Source organism: Pseudomonas sp. FG43 (genome assembly GCF_057809175.1).
The window spans coordinates 1-17070 of sequence record NZ_JBMDJL010000015.1; the positions used below are offsets into that span (position 1 = coordinate 1).

18 protein-coding genes are annotated in these 17070 nt (G+C 59.0%); 9 read left to right on the forward strand and 9 right to left on the reverse strand.

The genetic code is table 11. From position 1 onward, the window contains the following. Nucleotides 1-259 precede the first annotated feature (259 nt). The 4 genes from ACODS3_RS17430 to ACODS3_RS17445 all read left to right on the forward strand — a co-directional run bounded on the left by ACODS3_RS17430 (nucleotide 260) and on the right by ACODS3_RS17445 (nucleotide 2914). Entirely contained in the window at nucleotides 260-799 is a 540-nt protein-coding gene (locus ACODS3_RS17430) for a TetR/AcrR family transcriptional regulator (protein ID WP_489035456.1), read from the forward strand. A 111-nt stretch (nucleotides 800-910) separates the two neighbouring features. Then, nucleotides 911-1369: an acyl-CoA thioesterase gene (locus tag ACODS3_RS17435; protein WP_201002599.1), complete on the forward strand. Its 459-nt coding sequence runs from the start codon at nucleotides 911-913 to the stop codon at nucleotides 1367-1369. A 29-nt stretch (nucleotides 1370-1398) separates the two neighbouring features. Next, nucleotides 1399-2358, forward strand: coding sequence for a tRNA dihydrouridine synthase (locus ACODS3_RS17440; protein ID WP_201020424.1), 960 nt, complete (start codon nucleotides 1399-1401; stop codon nucleotides 2356-2358). A gap of 112 nt (nucleotides 2359-2470) precedes the next feature. Then, entirely contained in the window at nucleotides 2471-2914 is a 444-nt protein-coding gene (locus ACODS3_RS17445) for an Hsp20 family protein (RefSeq protein ID WP_025260662.1), read from the forward strand. A 45-nt stretch (nucleotides 2915-2959) separates the two neighbouring features. Here the strand turns inward: ACODS3_RS17445 and ACODS3_RS17450 are convergent, their stop codons facing one another. After that, nucleotides 2960-5134, reverse strand: coding sequence for a putative bifunctional diguanylate cyclase/phosphodiesterase (locus tag ACODS3_RS17450; RefSeq protein WP_304575393.1), 2175 nt, complete (start codon nucleotides 5132-5134; stop codon nucleotides 2960-2962). A 107-nt stretch (nucleotides 5135-5241) separates the two neighbouring features. Further along, nucleotides 5242-6111 carry a LysR family transcriptional regulator gene (locus tag ACODS3_RS17455; RefSeq protein ID WP_095066917.1) on the reverse strand — a complete coding sequence of 290 codons (870 nt, stop codon included), beginning with the start codon at nucleotides 6109-6111 and terminating at the stop codon, nucleotides 5242-5244. A 149-nt stretch (nucleotides 6112-6260) separates the two neighbouring features. Here ACODS3_RS17455 and leuC point away from each other — a divergent pair, with 149 nt between their 5' ends. From leuC to ACODS3_RS17480, 5 genes are all read left to right on the forward strand, one after another. Continuing rightward, a complete protein-coding gene (gene leuC / locus ACODS3_RS17460; protein WP_095066918.1) occupies nucleotides 6261-7685 on the forward strand; it encodes a 3-isopropylmalate dehydratase large subunit in 1425 nt (474 codons plus the stop codon). Between the two features lie 10 nt (nucleotides 7686-7695). Then, on the forward strand, nucleotides 7696-8337 hold the full coding sequence (leuD, locus tag ACODS3_RS17465; RefSeq protein WP_095066919.1) for a 3-isopropylmalate dehydratase small subunit: 642 nt from the start codon (nucleotides 7696-7698) through the stop codon (nucleotides 8335-8337). A gap of 111 nt (nucleotides 8338-8448) precedes the next feature. Beyond that, on the forward strand, nucleotides 8449-9531 hold the full coding sequence (leuB, locus tag ACODS3_RS17470; protein ID WP_095066920.1) for a 3-isopropylmalate dehydrogenase: 1083 nt from the start codon (nucleotides 8449-8451) through the stop codon (nucleotides 9529-9531). Between the two features lie 75 nt (nucleotides 9532-9606). Then, nucleotides 9607-10719, forward strand: a complete 1113-nt coding sequence (gene asd / locus ACODS3_RS17475; RefSeq protein WP_201002591.1) for an aspartate-semialdehyde dehydrogenase — start codon at nucleotides 9607-9609, stop codon at nucleotides 10717-10719. Nucleotides 10720-10826: 107 nt separating this feature from the next. After that, nucleotides 10827-12049, forward strand: a protein-coding gene (locus ACODS3_RS17480) for an IS3 family transposase (protein ID WP_489035460.1) whose coding sequence is annotated in 2 segments (ribosomal slippage) — nucleotides 10827-11178 and nucleotides 11178-12049 — 1224 coding nt in all. Because the reading frame shifts where the segments join, the coding sequence is not laid out codon by codon here. Nucleotides 12050-12089: 40 nt separating this feature from the next. Here ACODS3_RS17480 and ACODS3_RS17485 read toward each other — a convergent pair. The 7 genes from ACODS3_RS17485 to cobU all read right to left on the reverse strand — a co-directional run bounded on the left by ACODS3_RS17485 (nucleotide 12090) and on the right by cobU (nucleotide 17070). Continuing rightward, entirely contained in the window at nucleotides 12090-12641 is a 552-nt protein-coding gene (locus tag ACODS3_RS17485; RefSeq protein WP_200999952.1) for a glutathione peroxidase, read from the reverse strand. A 57-nt stretch (nucleotides 12642-12698) separates the two neighbouring features. Then, nucleotides 12699-12821 carry a hypothetical protein gene (locus ACODS3_RS17490; protein ID WP_489035462.1) on the reverse strand — a complete coding sequence of 41 codons (123 nt, stop codon included), beginning with the start codon at nucleotides 12819-12821 and terminating at the stop codon, nucleotides 12699-12701. Next, complete coding sequence (locus ACODS3_RS17495) at nucleotides 12818-14026, reverse strand: MFS transporter (RefSeq protein WP_489035464.1); 1209 nt, start codon at nucleotides 14024-14026, stop codon at nucleotides 12818-12820. Before ACODS3_RS17495 ends, ACODS3_RS17490 begins: the two co-directional genes overlap by 4 nt. Nucleotides 14027-14188: 162 nt before the next feature. After that, nucleotides 14189-14929 (reverse strand): adenosylcobinamide-GDP ribazoletransferase, encoded by a 741-nt coding sequence (locus tag ACODS3_RS17500; protein ID WP_489035466.1) that lies wholly within the window; start codon nucleotides 14927-14929, stop codon nucleotides 14189-14191. A 1-nt stretch (nucleotide 14930) separates the two neighbouring features. Next, nucleotides 14931-15503 carry an alpha-ribazole phosphatase family protein gene (gene cobC / locus ACODS3_RS17505; protein ID WP_489035468.1) on the reverse strand — a complete coding sequence of 191 codons (573 nt, stop codon included), beginning with the start codon at nucleotides 15501-15503 and terminating at the stop codon, nucleotides 14931-14933. Beyond that, complete coding sequence (gene cobT / locus ACODS3_RS17510) at nucleotides 15500-16552, reverse strand: nicotinate-nucleotide--dimethylbenzimidazole phosphoribosyltransferase (RefSeq protein WP_304574409.1); 1053 nt, start codon at nucleotides 16550-16552, stop codon at nucleotides 15500-15502. The genes cobC and cobT overlap by 4 nt, the downstream gene beginning before the upstream one ends. Beyond that, nucleotides 16549-17070: a bifunctional adenosylcobinamide kinase/adenosylcobinamide-phosphate guanylyltransferase gene (gene cobU / locus ACODS3_RS17515; protein WP_489035470.1), complete on the reverse strand. Its 522-nt coding sequence runs from the start codon at nucleotides 17068-17070 to the stop codon at nucleotides 16549-16551. The genes cobT and cobU overlap by 4 nt, the downstream gene beginning before the upstream one ends.

A 17070-nucleotide genomic window follows, 5' to 3' on the forward strand; every position in this document is an offset into this window, starting at 1 on the left:
AGGACACCGCCCTTTCACGGCGGTAACAGGGGTTCGAGTCCCCTAGGGGACGCCACGATTTCTCGCTCTGCGAGACCAAGGGTCATTCGATTATTGAATGGCCCTTTTGTTTTTTTGGCCCGTTTTAATTTTGCCCGGTCTGCTGTCACTTCCTCTTTTCCTTTCAGGCAACTTGTCTGTCTTCGGCAGATAAGCCGCGTTGCGCTTGTCATTCGGGATTATGCGAATAATATTATCTGCGTAATTTCTGGAGATCGGCATGACAGATAAAAAAGCGCAAACTCGTGAGCGGATTCTCGATGCTGCCAGTGCGGCCATGATCAGTCGTGGCCTGGAGCAGCCGAGCGTTAATGAGATCATGAGTGCTGCCGGGCTGACGGTGGGTGGTTTCTATGCCCACTTCGACAGCAAGGAGTCGCTCATGCTTGAGGCCTTCGCTCGACTGCTGAAGCAGCGACGGTCTTCCATTGCTCAAATCGATGAGCAGCTTCCCTGTCATGAACGGCGTGCCTTGCTGGCAGCATTCTATCTGTCACGCAAGCACCGCGACGCCACCGATGAGGCGTGTCCGCTTCCTTCTACGGCGGGGGACGTGCCGCGCTTGCCGGAGGGCTTTCAGGCTTCATTGGCCGAGCATGTGGAGTTGATGATGGCGCAACTGTCATCGAGCCCTGAAGAGGCGGACAAGGTGCTGGCTGATCTGGCGCTTATGGTAGGCGGCCTGGTGCTGGCTCGTGCGCTGGGCACCGGCGAGTTGTCGGATCGTGTGTTGCGGGCGGCCAAGTCTGCGGTGGTTTAGACTGACCTTTGCCAACTTGTCCGGTGCAGCTGTGCGTAGGAGCGGATTCGTCCGCGAAGACGTCGGTGCAGGGATATAGAGGGCATTCCCTTCGCGACAACAGGAGCAAGTATGGTCTGGGATCGGGCAACGCCTTTCGTGATCGACCTCAATGTGGCAGCCGATGATATCGATGGCCTGGGACACGCCAATAACGCGGTGTATGTTTCCTGGCTGGAGCGCTGCGCCTGGCGGCATTCCCAGCATCTCGGGCTGGACCTGAGCGAGTATCGGCGTCTGGACCGGGCCATGGCGGTGGTGCGGCATGAAATCGATTACCTGGCCAGCGCCTACGAAGATGACGAACTGCAACTGGCCACCTGGATTGTCGACTGGGACAAGCGTCTGAAAATGACCCGCTGCTTTCAATTGAGGCGTCCGGTGGACGGCGTGACCCTGCTGCGCGCCCAGACCACCTTTGTCTGTATCGAGTTGTCCAGCGGCAAGCCCAAGCGCATGCCCGGCGAGTTTATTGAGGGTTATGGGGCTGCCATGTCGGGCGACGTTCCAAATCCCGCCGCCGGGCAGTAAACTGCCGGACTTTTTTTCGAGTGTGACCCATGCAAATTGCTCTGGCGCCCATGGAGGGGTTGGTCGACGACATCCTGCGTAATGTGCTGACCCGCGTCGGCGGCGTTGACTGGTGCGTGACCGAGTTCATCCGGGTGACCGAGCGGGTCATGCCTGCCGCCTATTTCTACAAGCTGGCCTCGGAGCTGCACACTGATGCCAAGACAGCGGCAGGTGTGCCGTTGCACCTGCAATTGCTGGGTTCGGACCCTGTCTGTCTGGCAGAAAATGCCGCGTTTGCCTGTGAGCTGGGCGCGCCGGTGCTGGACCTGAACTTCGGCTGCCCGGCCAAGACCGTCAACCGATCTCGTGGCGGTGCGATCCTGCTCAAGGAGCCTGAGCTGCTGCACTCCATCGTCAGCCATGTGCGACGTGCTGTGCCCAAGGGCATTCCGGTCACTGCCAAGATGCGTCTGGGTTACGAAAATACCGACGGTGCCCTGGATTGTGCGCGAGCGCTGGTGGATGGCGGTGCCGAGCGGATCGTGGTTCATGCCCGGACCAAGGTCGATGGCTACAAGCCGCCTGCCCATTGGGAGTGGATTGCCAGGATTCAGGAAGTGGTCAAGGTCCCTGTGGTTGCCAATGGCGAGATCTGGACGGTGGATGACTGGCGGCGCTGCAAGGAGATCTGCGGTGCGCGTGACATCATGATCGGTCGCGGGCTGGTGGCACGCCCGGATCTGGCCCGGCAGATCGCTGCGGCGAATGCGGGTGAAGAGGTTGTCGAGATGACCTGGGCCGAATTGCAACCCATGCTGCGTACGTTCTGGAAGGATTGTCTGGCCAAGATGACTCTGATCCAGGCGCCTGGACGTCTCAAGCAATGGCTGGTGCTATTGACCAAGAGCTACCCGCAGGCGGTTGTCATGTTCGATACCCTGCGCCGCGAAACGGACTGTGACCGGATCAGTGCATTGATCGGTTTTTCTCCCGACGAACGGTCGTAAACGCTGTAAAAAACGGCTCTTGAAATCTGCAGGGCAGACCTTAATTTGGTGGTTAAGCGATACCGGATACGGATCGCATGACTACCGTCTCACTGATTAAGGAGAACCATTTATGGCAACTGCATTCTCTTTGGCCCCACTCTTTCGCCATTCAGTGGGCTTCGACCGCTTCAATGACTTGTTCGAGTCCGTGGCCCGAAATGATTCAACCAGCAGTTATCCGCCTTACAACGTGGAAAAGCACTCCGACGATCACTATCGCATCGTGATTGCGGCTGCCGGCATGCAGGAAGAGGATTTCGAGCTGCAGATCGAAAACGGCGTGCTGACCGTCAGTGCGGGCAAGCGGGGTGATGAAGTCGAAGGTATTACCTATCTGCACCAAGGCATTACCCGGCGAGAGTTCAAGCTGTCCTTCCGCCTGGCGGACCATATCGAAGTCAAGAATGCCAGCCTTTCCCACGGCCTTCTGAATATCGATCTGATCCGGCTGGTGCCTGAAGAGGCCAAGCCAAAGCGTATCCCCATCAATCAGCAGAAAGTTCTGCAGCATTAATAATGTCAGGTACAGGAAGGCATCCCGCGGATGCCTTCCTTTTTTCTATTCCTGCTCCAGCAGGGAGTGCATGTTGTTTTCGGGCAATCCTCTTTCCAGTCGCAGCAAGGCTTCAAACTCCGCATGGGGCACGGGTTCGCTGAACAGGTAGCCCTGATAGGTGTGGCAATCCAGTTGTTCGAGAAACGCCAGTTGCTCGATGGTTTCCACCCCTTCGGCGATGACGTTCAGATTGAGGCTCTGGGCCATGGCCACGATGGCTCGAACGATCTCGGCATCGTTGGGGTCGGTGGCGGCTTCGTGGACGAACGACTGATCGATCTTCAGAACGTCTACCGGCAAACGCTTGAGATACGTCAGGGATGAATAGCCGGTGCCGAAATCATCCATGGCAAAGCTGACGCCGATCTTTTTCAGGCGAAGCATCTTGGCGATGGTGTCGTCCAGGTTCTGGATGACAATGCCTTCGGTGATTTCCAGCTTGAGCATGGTGGGCGGCAGGCGATGGCGTTTCAGGCAGCTTTCCACTTGTTCGACAAAGTCGGTCTGGCGGAACTGGCGCGGGCTGATGTTCACGCCCAGCAGGAATTCGTTCAGCGGCAGCAGGCCTTGTTGCAACAACTTGCCTCCGACCTTGCAGGCCTCTTCCAGCGCCCAGCCACCGACTTCCAGAATCATCCCGCTTTCTTCGAGTATCTGGATGAACTGTGTAGGTGCCAGCAGACCGTAATCGGGATGCTGCCAGCGCAGCAAGGCTTCCGCGCCAATGATCTTGTCGCTCTGGGTGTTGACCTGGGCCTGGTAGTACAGGTGCAGTTCGTTGCGGGTCAGCGCCATGCGCAGGTCGTTCTCCATGCGCAGGCGCTGGCTGGCAGCTTTCTGCATGGAGCGGTGGAATAGCTGTGCGGCATTGCGGCCGGAGTCCTTGGCGCGATACAGCGCAATATCGGCACGCTTGAGGATATCGGCGGGGTTCGAGCCGTGATCGGGGATCAGGGCAATACCGATGCTCGGTGTCACTTGCAGCCGCTGCCGGTCGATGAACATGGGTTCTGCCAGCAGCTTGCGCAGGTTGTCGGCCAGTTCCTGCACTTGAGTGGCGACTTCATGCCGTGAACCTTCAAGGCCGCCAATCAGTACCACAAACTCATCGCCGCCCAGGCGTGCGACGGTATCTTCAAGGCGTACGCTGGCTTCAAGGCGGGCGGTCACGATGGTCAGTACGCAGTCGCCCATCGGGTGACCCAGCGAATCGTTGATGTGCTTGAAGTGGTCCAGGTCCAGAAACAGCAGGGCACCGCGCAGGTTGTCCTGCTTGAGCTGAGCGAGTTGCTGGCTGAGCCTTTCCATCAGCATGGCGCGGTTGGGCAGGTTGGTCAGCGGGTCGTGATAGGCAAGGTGCTGGACCTGGGCCTGGGCGTATTTCAACTGGCTGATGTCCCGTGCTGTCACCAGCAGGCAGGCGGTTGCATCCAGCGTGATGCACTCGGCCGATACATCGAGAACGAGAGGGGTGCCATTCTTGTGGCGCCCGTTCATTTCCATATGGTGGAGCTGTCCTTCCTTGCGCAGTTGATCAATCAGTTGCTGAAGCTGGTCCGGTTCTACCCAGAGTCCCGCTTCATAGGCTGTGCGCCCCAGTACTTCCTGGCTGGTGAAGCCGGTCAGGCGGCAGAAACCGTCATTGACCTCTATGTAGTGGCCCGACTCCAGCTCGGTGATGGTGATCGAGTCGGGGCTTGAGTGAAACGCCTTGGCGAATTTCTCTTCGCTGGCCAATAACGCCGAGCGGGCATGCTGCTGGGTGATGTCCAGCAGCGTGCCGGACAGCTTCAGCGGCGCGCCGTTTTCATCCCGATACAGACGGGCGCGGCCTTCCAGCAGGCGGGGTGCGCCATTTTTCAGTTGCAGCCGGTAAGTGATCTGGAAGTGGTCGCTCTGGCTGTCGAGCATGGCGTTGTACGCCTGGCGCATGCGGTTGCGCTCTTCGACAGGTACGTCAGTGAAAAAGATATGCAGGCTGTCGTGGAATGACAGTGCTGGCATCCCGTGCAACTGTGCTGCCTGCGCCGATGCATGCAGCATGTCGCTGGGAATGTCCCAGTCCCAGGTTCCCATCTGTGCAGCCCCCAGAGCCATCTCCAGACGGTCGCGCAGTTCCTTTAACGTTTGTTGCGCACTGATGTGCGTCAGGGAGGAGCTATCTACTGGGATGGACATGTGATCACGAGCCTTTAACGAATAAAGCCACTAAAACGATCGAGTTACATCATGTAACCCATATATCAGGGTTACGGTGTTCTGTCTTGGAAATAAACGGCCGGCTGTCAGGCCTGGGCATCCAGGAGCGCCATGAACGCCTTGGCGGCATTCGAGAGCGTGCGCTCGGTGTGCAGGATGTAGCCTAGCTGGCGATTGAGTTGCACGCCTGGCAACGGAATGCGCGCCACCTGTTCATCGAGCATGGTGCGTGGCAGAACGCTCCAGGCCAGACCGATGGAAACCATCATTTTGATGGTTTCCATATAGTTGGTGCTCATGGCGATATTCGGTTTGAGGCCCTGGGCTTCGCACAGGCCGCTGACGATGTGGTGGGTAAAGGTGTTGCCTCCGGGAAATACGGCCGGATAGCGCACGATGTCTTCGAGTTTCATCGGGCCGCTGTTGGTCAGCGGGTGTTCCGGCGCGGCGACGAAATCCAGGGGGTCATCCCAGACCGGCACGGCACGCACCAGTGCGTGTGGATGGGGGGCGAGGGTTATGACCGCCAGTTCTGCGCGGCCATGGAGAATCTCTTCATAGGCCACTTCGGAATCAAGGAACTGAATGTCCAGTGCCACTTCGGGATAGGCGCGAGTGAACTCCCTTAATAAAGGCGGCAAACGGTGCAGGCCGATGTGATGACTGGTAGCCAGGGTCAGACGGCCGGTGACTTCGCCAGTGAGGTTGGTCAGTGCCCTGCGGGTGTCATCCAGGACATTGAGAATCTGATAGGCGCGAGGCAGAAGGGCGCGGCCAGCCTCGGTCAGGCTGACTTCCCGGCCCAGGCGATCGAAGAGGCGCACATTCAATTGTTGTTCCAGACCGGCAATGCGTTTGCTGATGGCTGGCTGGGTCAGATGCAGTTGTTCGCCTGCTCCCGAGAAGCTGCCGGTTTCGGCAATGGCGATAAAGGCGTTGAGGTTGGCGAGATCCATGGTCGGATTCCAGTTGGTTATCCAAAGCATAAAAAATATGAATTTGAGTTATTTAAGCATATTCCATAGCATTGTCCGCACAAGCCAAGGGGTCATCGATGTCCGATTGCCCAAGGCATAGAAAGAAAGCTGATGAGGAAGTACGTCCGATGGCCGGCAAAACGCTCTACGACAAGCTCTGGGATTCGCATTTGGTCAAACAGCGCGACGATGGTTCGGCGCTGATCTACATTGACCGCCATATCATCCATGAAGTGACCTCGCCACAAGCCTTCGAAGGCTTGCGTCTGGCCGGGCGCAAACCATGGCGCATCGACTCCATCATTGCGACCCCGGACCACAACGTTCCGACCACATCGGAGCGCAAGGGCGGTATCGGTGCCATCGAAGACGAAGTCTCGCGTCTGCAGGTCCAGACCCTGGACGACAACTGCGACGAATACGGCATCACCGAATTCAAGATGAACGACCCGCGTCAGGGCATCGTTCACGTGGTTGGCCCGGAGCAGGGCGCTACCTTGCCGGGCATGAGTGTCGTTTGCGGCGACTCGCACACGTCGACCCACGGTGCATTCGGTGCGCTGGCCCACGGCATCGGCACTTCCGAGGTCGAGCACGTGCTCGCGACCCAGTGCCTGGTCGCCAAGAAAATGAAAAACATGCTGGTATCGGTCGAAGGCCAGTTGCCGTTTGGCGTCACAGCCAAGGACATCGTGCTTGCGGTCATCGGCAAGATCGGTACGGCAGGCGGCAACGGTTACGCCATCGAGTTCGCTGGCAGCGCGATTCGTGACCTGTCCATCGAAGGCCGCATGACCATCTGCAACATGTCCATCGAAGCGGGCGCTCGCGTCGGCATGGTGGCCACCGACGAGAAAACCGTCGAATACGTCAAGGGTCGTCCGTTCTCGCCCAAGGGCGCAGAGTGGGACCTGGCTGTCGAGGCCTGGAAGGACCTGGTTTCCGATCCTGATGCGGTGTTCGACACTGTGGTCGAGCTGGACGCTGCGCAGATCAAGCCGCAGGTCAGTTGGGGTACTTCGCCTGAAATGGTGCTGGCCGTCGATCAGAACGTGCCCGATCCTGCCCAGGAAGCGGATCTGGTCAAGCGTGGCTCCATCGAGCGCGCCTTGAAATACATGGGCCTGAAAGCCAACCAGCCGATCACCGATATTCAGCTGGATCGCGTGTTCATCGGCTCCTGCACCAACTCGCGGATCGAAGACCTGCGCGCCGCGGCGGATGTCGCCAAGGGCCGCAAGGTGGCTGCGACTGTCAAGCAGGCCATCGTGGTTCCGGGTTCGGGCCTGATCAAGGAGCAGGCCGAGAAGGAAGGTCTGGACAAGATCTTCATCGAAGCCGGTTTTGAATGGCGTGAGCCGGGCTGCTCGATGTGTCTGGCCATGAACCCGGACCGTTTGGGTTCCGGTGAGCATTGCGCTTCCACCTCGAACCGTAACTTCGAGGGACGCCAGGGTGCCGGTGGTCGTACTCACCTGGTCAGCCCGGCGATGGCGGCAGCGGCAGCGGTCAACGGTCGTTTCATCGATGTCCGTGACTTGATCCAGCACTAAGGAGCCCAGCATGAAAGCGTTTACCCAGCACAACGGCCTTGTCGCTCCTCTGGATCGTGCCAACGTCGACACCGACCAGATCATCCCCAAGCAGTTTCTCAAGTCGATCAAACGCACGGGTTTTGGCCCGAACCTGTTCGATGAGTGGCGTTACCTGGATGTGGGTCAGCCTTATCAGGACAACTCCAAGCGTCCGCTGAACACCGATTTCGTGCTCAACCATGCCCGTTATCAAGGCGCCAGCGTGCTGTTGGCCCGCGAGAACTTCGGCTGCGGCTCCAGCCGTGAGCACGCGCCATGGGCGCTGGAAGAATACGGTTTCTGCGCAATCATCGCGCCAAGCTATGCCGACATCTTCTTCAACAACAGCTTCAAGAACGGCCTGCTGCCGATCATTCTTGCTGAAGACGAAGTCGATCAGTTGTTCCAGCAGGTTGAAGCCAATGAAGGCTACCAGTTGAGCATCGATCTGCAGGCACAGACCGTGACCCGTCCTGACGGCAAGGTCCTGAGCTTCGAGATCGACGCCTTCCGCAAACACTGCCTGCTCAACGGTCTGGACGATATCGGCCTGACCCTGGTGGACAGCGATGCCATCGCGGCCTTTGAGAGCAAGCACCGCGCCAGCCAGCCTTGGTTGTTTCGTGGCTGATCTTTGATCGCGAATGAATTCGCTCCCACACACCCGTAGGAGCGAATTCATTCGCGAAAAGCGACATGTCAGGTGCCGCCCAAGGCACCGATGCACAAAATTGAGGATGTTATGAGCAAGCAGATTCTGATTCTCCCAGGCGATGGTATTGGTCCGGAAATCATGACCGAAGCGGTCAAGGTGCTGGAAGTGGCCAATGAGAAGTATCAACTGGGCTTCGAGCTGACCCACGACGTGATCGGCGGTGCCGCCATCGACAAGCATGGCGTGCCTCTGGCTGACGAAACCCTGGACCGTGCCCGTGCTGCCGATGCGGTGTTGCTGGGTGCCGTGGGTGGTCCGAAGTGGGACACGATCGAGCGTGACATTCGTCCTGAGCGCGGTCTGCTGAAGATCCGTTCTCAACTGGGCCTGTTCGGCAACCTGCGTCCGGCGATTCTGTACCCGCAACTGGCCGATGCTTCGAGCCTGAAACCGGAAATCGTTGCTGGCCTGGACATCCTCATCGTCCGTGAGCTGACCGGCGGTATCTACTTCGGCGCGCCACGTGGCACCCGCGAACTGGAAAACGGCGAGCGTCAGTCCTACGACACACTGCCTTACAGCGAAAGCGAGATTCGCCGTATTGCGCGTGTCGGTTTCGACATGGCCATGGTTCGTGGCAAGAAGCTGTGCTCGGTGGACAAGGCCAACGTACTGGCTTCCAGCCAATTGTGGCGTGAAGTGGTCGAGCAGGTCGCCAAGGACTACCCTGAAGTCGAACTGAGCCACATGTACGTCGACAACGCCGCCATGCAACTGGTACGCGCGCCCAAGCAGTTCGACGTGATAGTGACCGACAACATGTTCGGCGATATTCTCTCCGACGAAGCTTCGATGCTGACCGGTTCCATCGGCATGCTGCCGTCGGCCTCGCTGGATGCCCACAACAAGGGCATGTACGAGCCTTGCCACGGTTCGGCACCGGATATCGCCGGTCAAGGCATTGCCAACCCGTTGGCGACCATCCTGTCGGTATCGATGATGTTGCGTTACAGCTTCAACCTGACCGCTGCCGCTGATGCCATTGAACAGGCTGTCAGTCTGGTTCTGGATCAGGGGTTGCGTACCGGCGACATCTGGTCGGCCGGTAACGTCAAGGTTGGCACGCAGGAAATGGGCGACGCAGTAGTCGCCGCGCTGCGGAATCTGTAATCTCTCTGGCCCGCTGCTCGCTGTGCATGGCACATGTGCGGCAGCGGTCCCACTTTTATTCAAGGTGTAGTTGCGATGAAACGTGTAGGTCTGATCGGTTGGCGTGGCATGGTTGGTTCCGTGCTCATGCAGCGGATGCGGGAAGAGCAGGACTTCGATCTCATTGAACCGGTGTTCTTCACTACCTCCAATGTCGGTGGCCAGGCTCCGTCGGTAGGCAAGGATGTTGCGCCGCTGAAGGATGCTTACAGCATCGACGAACTGAAAACCCTCGACGTGGTTCTGACCTGTCAGGGCGGCGACTACACCAATGAGGTGTTCCCGAAGTTGCGCGAAGCCGGTTGGCAGGGCTACTGGATCGACGCGGCCTCCAGCCTGCGCATGCAGGATGATGCCGTGATCGTGCTGGACCCGGTGAACCGCAAGGTCATTGACCAGCAACTGGACGCGGGCACCAAGAACTACATCGGCGGCAACTGCACCGTCAGCCTGATGCTGATGGGCCTGGGCGGCCTCTTCGAGGCCGGTCTGGTCGAGTGGATGAACGCCATGACTTATCAGGCGGCCTCTGGTGCCGGCGCGCAGAACATGCGTGAACTGATCAAGCAGATGGGCACTGTCCATTCGTCGGTCGCCGATGACCTGGCCAACCCGGCCAGCGCCATCCTCGACATCGACCGCAAGGTTGCTGAAGCCATGCGCAGTGAAGCCTTCCCGACCGAGAACTTCGGTGTGCCACTGGCTGGCAGCCTGATTCCCTGGATCGACAAGGAGCTGCCGAACGGTCAGAGCCGTGAAGAATGGAAAGGCCAGGCCGAGACCAACAAGATTCTGGGTCGCTTCAAGAGCCCGATTCCGGTCGACGGCATCTGCGTTCGTATCGGCGCCATGCGCTGCCACAGCCAGGCACTGACCATCAAGCTGAACAAGGATGTACCGATTGCGGACATCGAAGGTTTGATCAGCCAGCACAACCCGTGGGTCAAGCTGGTCCCGAACCATCGCGAAGCCAGCATCCAGGAACTGAGCCCGACTGCTGTAACCGGCACCATGAGCGTTCCGGTGGGTCGTCTGCGCAAGCTGAACATGGGTTCGCAATACCTGGGCGCCTTCACCGTGGGCGACCAGCTGCTGTGGGGCGCGGCCGAGCCGTTGCGTCGCATGCTGCGGATTCTGCTGGAGCGTTGATTCGCTGAAGCCGTACAAAAGAACGCCCCTTGTCCGGGGCGTTTTTTATGGCTGTGTCCCGTCCTGAATAAGGTTTACACCTTCTGACCTTTCCTCAGGAGGATTCAATGGATTCGGGCAAAAGGCGCAGCCAGCGCGACTACACGCTAGCCTTTAAATTATCGGTCGTAGACCAGATTGAAAAAGGCGAGTTGAGTTATAAAGAAGCCCAACGGCGCTATGGCATCCAGGGCCGGTCGACAGTGCTGGTCTGGTTACGCAAGCATGGTCGGCAGGATTGGAGCCAAGGCGCATCAATTCGAGAGCCGAGGAGCAGGTCCATGACCGAGCCACCCCTCCCGCTGACACCCGAGCAGCGAATCAAAGAGCTTGAAGAACAACTAGCGCTGAGCAATCAGAAGGCTCAGTTCTTTGAAGCCGTCGTTAACGTTTTGAAAAATGACTACGGTGTTTCTGTCGTAAAAAAGCGACCCGGCAAGTCCTCTCGCAAGGGCAAATCCAGGACCTGAGCATTAGTAGGGCTTGCCTGTTCATGGGCATTTCGCGTCAGGCGTACTACAAGCGTAATCGCGTTTTTGACGCGCGGGCCATCCAAGATCAAGAAGTGGTGGACTTCGTTCTGGAAAAGCGGCGTCGCCAGCCAAGGCTTGGTACACGCAAGTTGCACTATTTGATGAGCGTCGAAGCTCCTGCACCACTGTGCGTGGGTAGAGACCGTCTATTTAACATCTTGCGTGACGCGCGCGAGCTGGTTCCGCGCAAACGGGCTTATCACAAGACTACTCATAGCCATCATCGCTTTCGCCGCCATCCCAACCTGCTTAAAGCAGGCCCGGAACAAGTTGTAGCCAACGGACCCGAACAGGTCTGGGTTGCAGACATAACCTACCTGCCAACGCAGGAAAGTGTGGCCTATGTAAGCCTTGTAACCGATGCTTACTCACGCAAGATCGTTGGCCATCACGTGCATGAAAGCTTGCATACGGAATCGGTGATTAAGGCGCTGGAAAAAGCGGTTAGTAAGCGAGAGACCGAACAACTGCTGATTCACCACTCAGATCGTGGCGTCCAGTACTGCTCCGACCTGTATCAGCGGTTGCATGCGAAACACGGGATCAGGTGCTCGATGACCGATGGTTATGACTGCTATCAGAACGCTATGGCCGAACGAGTAAACGGGATTTTGAAGACCGAGTTTTTACTCCATCGGCCTAAAAACCTGTCAGACGCCGTGAAAATGGTGGATGAGTCAGTGCTGATCTATAACGAAGAGCGGCCTCATCTGGCCTTGAAATACAAAACGCCCGATGCGGTGCATCGGGCGTTTTGAGACTGAAACAGGTGTAAACCTATTTCAGGACTAGACAAGGTCATGGCTTTGAAGCGATAGCCTTCTCGATGGCTGCAATCAGCTCCGGGTCGTCGGGCTTGGTCATGCTGGAGAAATTGGCGACCACCTTGCCCTGGCGGTCCACCACATATTTATAGAAGTTCCAGCGCGGCGCACTGCTCTGCTCGGCCAGCACCTTGAACAGATGCGTTGCATCATCGCCCCTGACCGGCTGCGGCTCGGTCATGGTGAAGGTCACGCCGTAATTGACGTAGCAGACCTTGGCGGTTTCCTCTCCGTCCTTGGACTCCTGTTTGAAGTCATTGGACGGAACACCGAGCACTTCCAGCCCTTGGGCCTTGTAGCGCTGACTCAACTCCTCAAGCCCCTTGAACTGTGGAGCAAAACCGCAAAAGCTGGCGGTATTGACCACCACCAGAGGTTTGCCGGCAAAGCGCTTGCAAAGGTCGATGTTTTCCTTGGCACGCAGCTTGGGCAACTCGCCCTGCAGCAATGGCGGGCAATCGGCAGCCATCGCAGCACCGCTCATGGCGAGCAGCAGAACAGGGACAGAAATCCAGCGTATTTTCATCAAGGCATCCCTACATTATTGTCTGGAGAGACACGCTACTCCTTGAAGAGCCTGCACTCAACAGGCACCCAGCCCCAACTGCAAGGCCGCCAGCCCGACCTGTTGCCAGGCACACCAGAGCAACGCCAACACCACGGTGCCGCTCAGCACCGCAGCCAGCACAGGCCATGACAGATTCACGCCACGCTACCCTGAGGTTGTAACCGAGCCACCGGCCGCTCGCGCACGGGCCAGTTCAGGGCCGCCGCCATCAGGCTGAGCAGAATGGACACCTGCCAGATCAAATCGTAACTCCCGGTATGGTCATACACGAGCCCGCCCAGCCAGCCACCCAGGAAGGAGCCCAACTGGTGGAACAGGAAAACAATACCACCAAGCATCGACAGATTGCGCACACCGAACAGCGTCGCCACCGTACCGTTGGTCAGCGGCACAGTCGACAGCCACAACAAGCCCATTGCTATACCAAACAGATAGGCCGTCGTTTCACTCAGCGGAACCCACAGGAACATCACGATCACCACTGCGCGCAGCAGATAGAGCGCAGTCAGCAAACGCGGTTTGGACATGCGTCCACCCAGCCAGCCTGCCGTGTAAGTGCCGAAGATATTGAACAGCCCGATCAAGGCCAGCACCGTGGTCCCGACCTTGGCCGGCAAATGTTGATCGACCAGATAAGCAGGCAAGTGAATGCCGATGAACACGACCTGGAAACCACAGACGAAAAAGCCCAGGGCCAGCAACCAGAAACCTGAATGGGAACAGGCCTCGCGCAATGCTTCACCCAAGGTCAACTCACTGCCAGCCGAAGCCGCCGGGCTGTCCTTGAGCATGCTCACCAGCGGCAGAATCAAGGCAACCATCAAACCCAGCACCAGCAAGGTACTGGACCAACCCAGCCAGCTCAGAAGCCCCAAAGTCCCCGGCAGCATGGCGAACTGGCCGAACGAACCGGCAGCACTGGCTATCCCCATCCCCATGCTGCGCTTCTCGGGTGGCAAGGCGCGGCCTACGACACCCAGAATGACCGAGAAAGACGTCCCGGACAGGCCAATCCCGATCAAGATACCGGCACTCAGGGAAAGGCTCGCAGGCGAATCGGCCATGCTCATGCAGATCAGGCCCGAGGCATAAAGCACGCCGCCGATAAACACCACCTTCGCCGCACCGAACCGATCCGCCAAGGCACCGGCAAACGGCTGCGCCAGCCCCCACATGAGATTCTGCAGGGCAATGGCAAAGGCAAAGACTTCCCGTCCCCACCCGAACTCGGCACTCATGGGCGCCAGAAACAACCCGAAGCCATGCCGGGTCCCCAGGGACAGCGCGAGAATCAACGCACTGCCCAACAGAATCCAACCGCTGGTACGCCAGACCGATGTCATTGTTTTTATGCTCCCCAAGGCTCGACGGACACTATTTACGTGGATATACCCGCAAATAATCACAACGCGAAATTACGCCTCGCGGGATGGCTGTGTCAATAGATTACAGGTGTCATCTTTCGTGAATGAATTCGCTCCCACACGGCACCGGCAGGAGCGAATTCATTCGCGAAAAACCAACACAACCGCCAACAAAACCAATACCTCCAACAACTCCAGCAAGGCACCCGCTGTATCACCGGTCGTCCCGCCCAGCCGGCGCAGCATCAACTGCCGCAGCCAGAAGAAACCCGCAGTTGCAGCAAGCACCGCAATCAGCCCGGCCCAACCGCCCAGCAGCACACAAGCGCCCGCACTGATCAGCAAGACCCACTGCCCGGTGCGCTTTGGCAGATGATCGGCCAGCGCCTGCCCAAGACCGCCCGCCCGAACATAAGGAGTGCCGAGAAACAGCCCGAGCATGGCGCTGCGCCCGATCAGCGGAGCCAGCAATAGCGCGATGCTGTTGTGGCTTTCGATCAAAGCCAGAATGGCGGTGAACTTGAGCAACAGGACCAGCACCAGCGTTACCACGGCAATAGGCCCGCTGCGCGGGTCTTTCATGATGCTCAGGGTTCGTTCACGGTCGCCAAAGCCGCCCAGCCAGGCATCGGCGCTGTCTGCCAGACCGTCCAGGTGCAAGCCACCACTGAGCAACACCCAGGCCGTCAGCAGCAAGGCGGCATGCAGCATCAGTGGCGCGCCGTCGAGCAAGGCGTTCAGCACCATCAACAGGACGCCGAACAACGAGCCGACCACTGGATAGAACAGCAACGAGCGCCCCAGTTCCTGAGGCTGCGGCATACCCGGCAGGCGAATCGGCAAACTGCTGAGAAATTGCAGGGCGATCCAGAACGGCAGCATCTCAGTTCTCCGTCAACACGCCGCCAGCGGCAACCTTGATGGACAGCAGCGCTCCGTGACCGACCACGACCTGCAACAACTGCTCGCGAGGCAAGCCCCGCGCCTGAGCCAGCAAAAGGCGCATCACCCCGCCGTGGCTGACCAGCAACACTCGCTCACCGGCATGGCGCTGCTGCAAAGCCTGAACCGCGCCCAACACCCGCTCCGAGAAGTCCACAACCCGCTCGCCATTGGGCGGTGTGAAAGCGTAAGGATCTTCCCAGAACAAACCCAGCCCTTCAGCGTCGGTTTCCATCAGTTGCGCGGCACTGTGCCCTTCCCACTCGCCGAAATGCAGCTCTTGCAAGCCCGGCTCAAGATGCAGCGGCAACGCCAGTTTGTCCGCAAGCTCTTCGGAAAAACGCGCACAGCGCTGCAAGGGCGAGCTGTAAATCCGATCCCACGGGCCTGCTTGTGCAACGGCCTCGCGCATCTGCTGCCAGCCCGTCGCAGTCAGGGCGTCGTCCAGGCTGCCGCGCAGGCCGCCACCCAGTTCGGTTTCACCGTGACGCAACAGGTCCAGATGCAATGTCATGCCGGACGATCCGCCACAGCTGCTTCGGCGAAAGTCGCCATGCCGTTGTGCAGTTCACAGGCCAGCCGCACCAGCGGCACCGCCAAGGCTGCGCCGCTGCCTTCACCCAGGCGCAGGCCCAGGTCCAGTAAAGGCTCAGCCTGCAAAGCCTCCAGCAAATGACGATGCCCAGGTTCCGCGCCACGATGACCAAACAGCAGCCAGTCGCGGCAGGACGGATTCAGACGCACAGCGACCAGCGCCGCAACGCTGCAAATGAAACCATCCACCAGCACCGCGATGCCTTCCTGCGCACAGGCCAGATAAGCACCTGCCAGCGCGGCAATCTCGAAACCACCCAGGCAGAACAGGCTTTGCAACGGATCGCCCGCCTGCTCGGCATGCAGGACCAGAGCACGCTCGATGACCTCGCTCTTGTGCCGCACGCCCTCGGCGTTCAGGCCAGTACCAGGGCCGACCAGCAATTGCGCCGCGCACTCCAGCAACGAACAGGCGACAGCACTGGCCGCTGTGGTATTGCCGATCCCCATTTCGCCGCCGATGAACAGCTCGGAACCCGCGGCCTTGGCCCGCAACACACTGTCGCGCCCGGCCTGCATGGCCGCCAACCCCTGCTCGACCGTCATGGCCGGGCCATGGGCAAAATTGGCGGTGCCTGCGCCAATGCGCAAATGCCGCACACCGGGGAAATCCACAGGCGATACGGTGCCCAGATCAACCACGTCCAGTTGCGCCGACAACTGCTTGGCCAGCACGCTGATCGCAGCGCCGCCGTTGACGAAGTTATGCAGCATCTGCCCGGTCACTTCCTGCGGATAAGCCGAAACGCCTTCCGCCACGACTCCGTGATCACCGGCAAAAATCGCAATCCACACCTGATCGGCCTTGGGTTTGACTCGCCCTTGCAAGCCTGCGAGCTGAACCGCCAGCCGCTCCAGTTGCGCCAGCGAACCGGCCGGCTTGGTCAGTTGCTGCTGACGAGCCAGCGCGGCTTCGCGCATCGGCACATCGATGGCCTGAGCGGGCTTGAGCCACCAGGAATTACTCATAATGCGGTTCCTTTCAAAGTCAGAGGCAAGCCGGCAACGGTCAGCACCACACGCTGACAACGCTCGGCAATGGCCTGATGCAACAGCCCGGCTTCGTCGACATAGCGGCGGGTCAGTTCACCCAGCGGCACGACGCCCAGCCCGGTTTCGTTGCTGACAAAAATGATTTCGCCCGACAGTTCGCTCAGGCACTCCAGCAGCGCATCGCGCTCCTGAACCAGACGCTCGGGATTATCGAGCATCAGCAGATTGGTCAGCCACAGCGTCAGGCAGTCCACCAGCAGGCAGTGCCCGGTTGCGGCGTTTTCGCGCAGGACACGGGCCAGAGCCAGTGGCTCTTCGACCAGCCCCCAACTGTCGGGGCGACGCTGACGATGACTGATCACGCGCTGACTCATCTCGCCGTCCAGCGGCTGGCTGGTGGCGATATAAATGACGCTCAGTTCCGATTCCGCCGCCAGTTTTTCAGCCAGGCGACTCTTGCCCGAACGGGCACCACCCAGGATCAATTGCAGCAT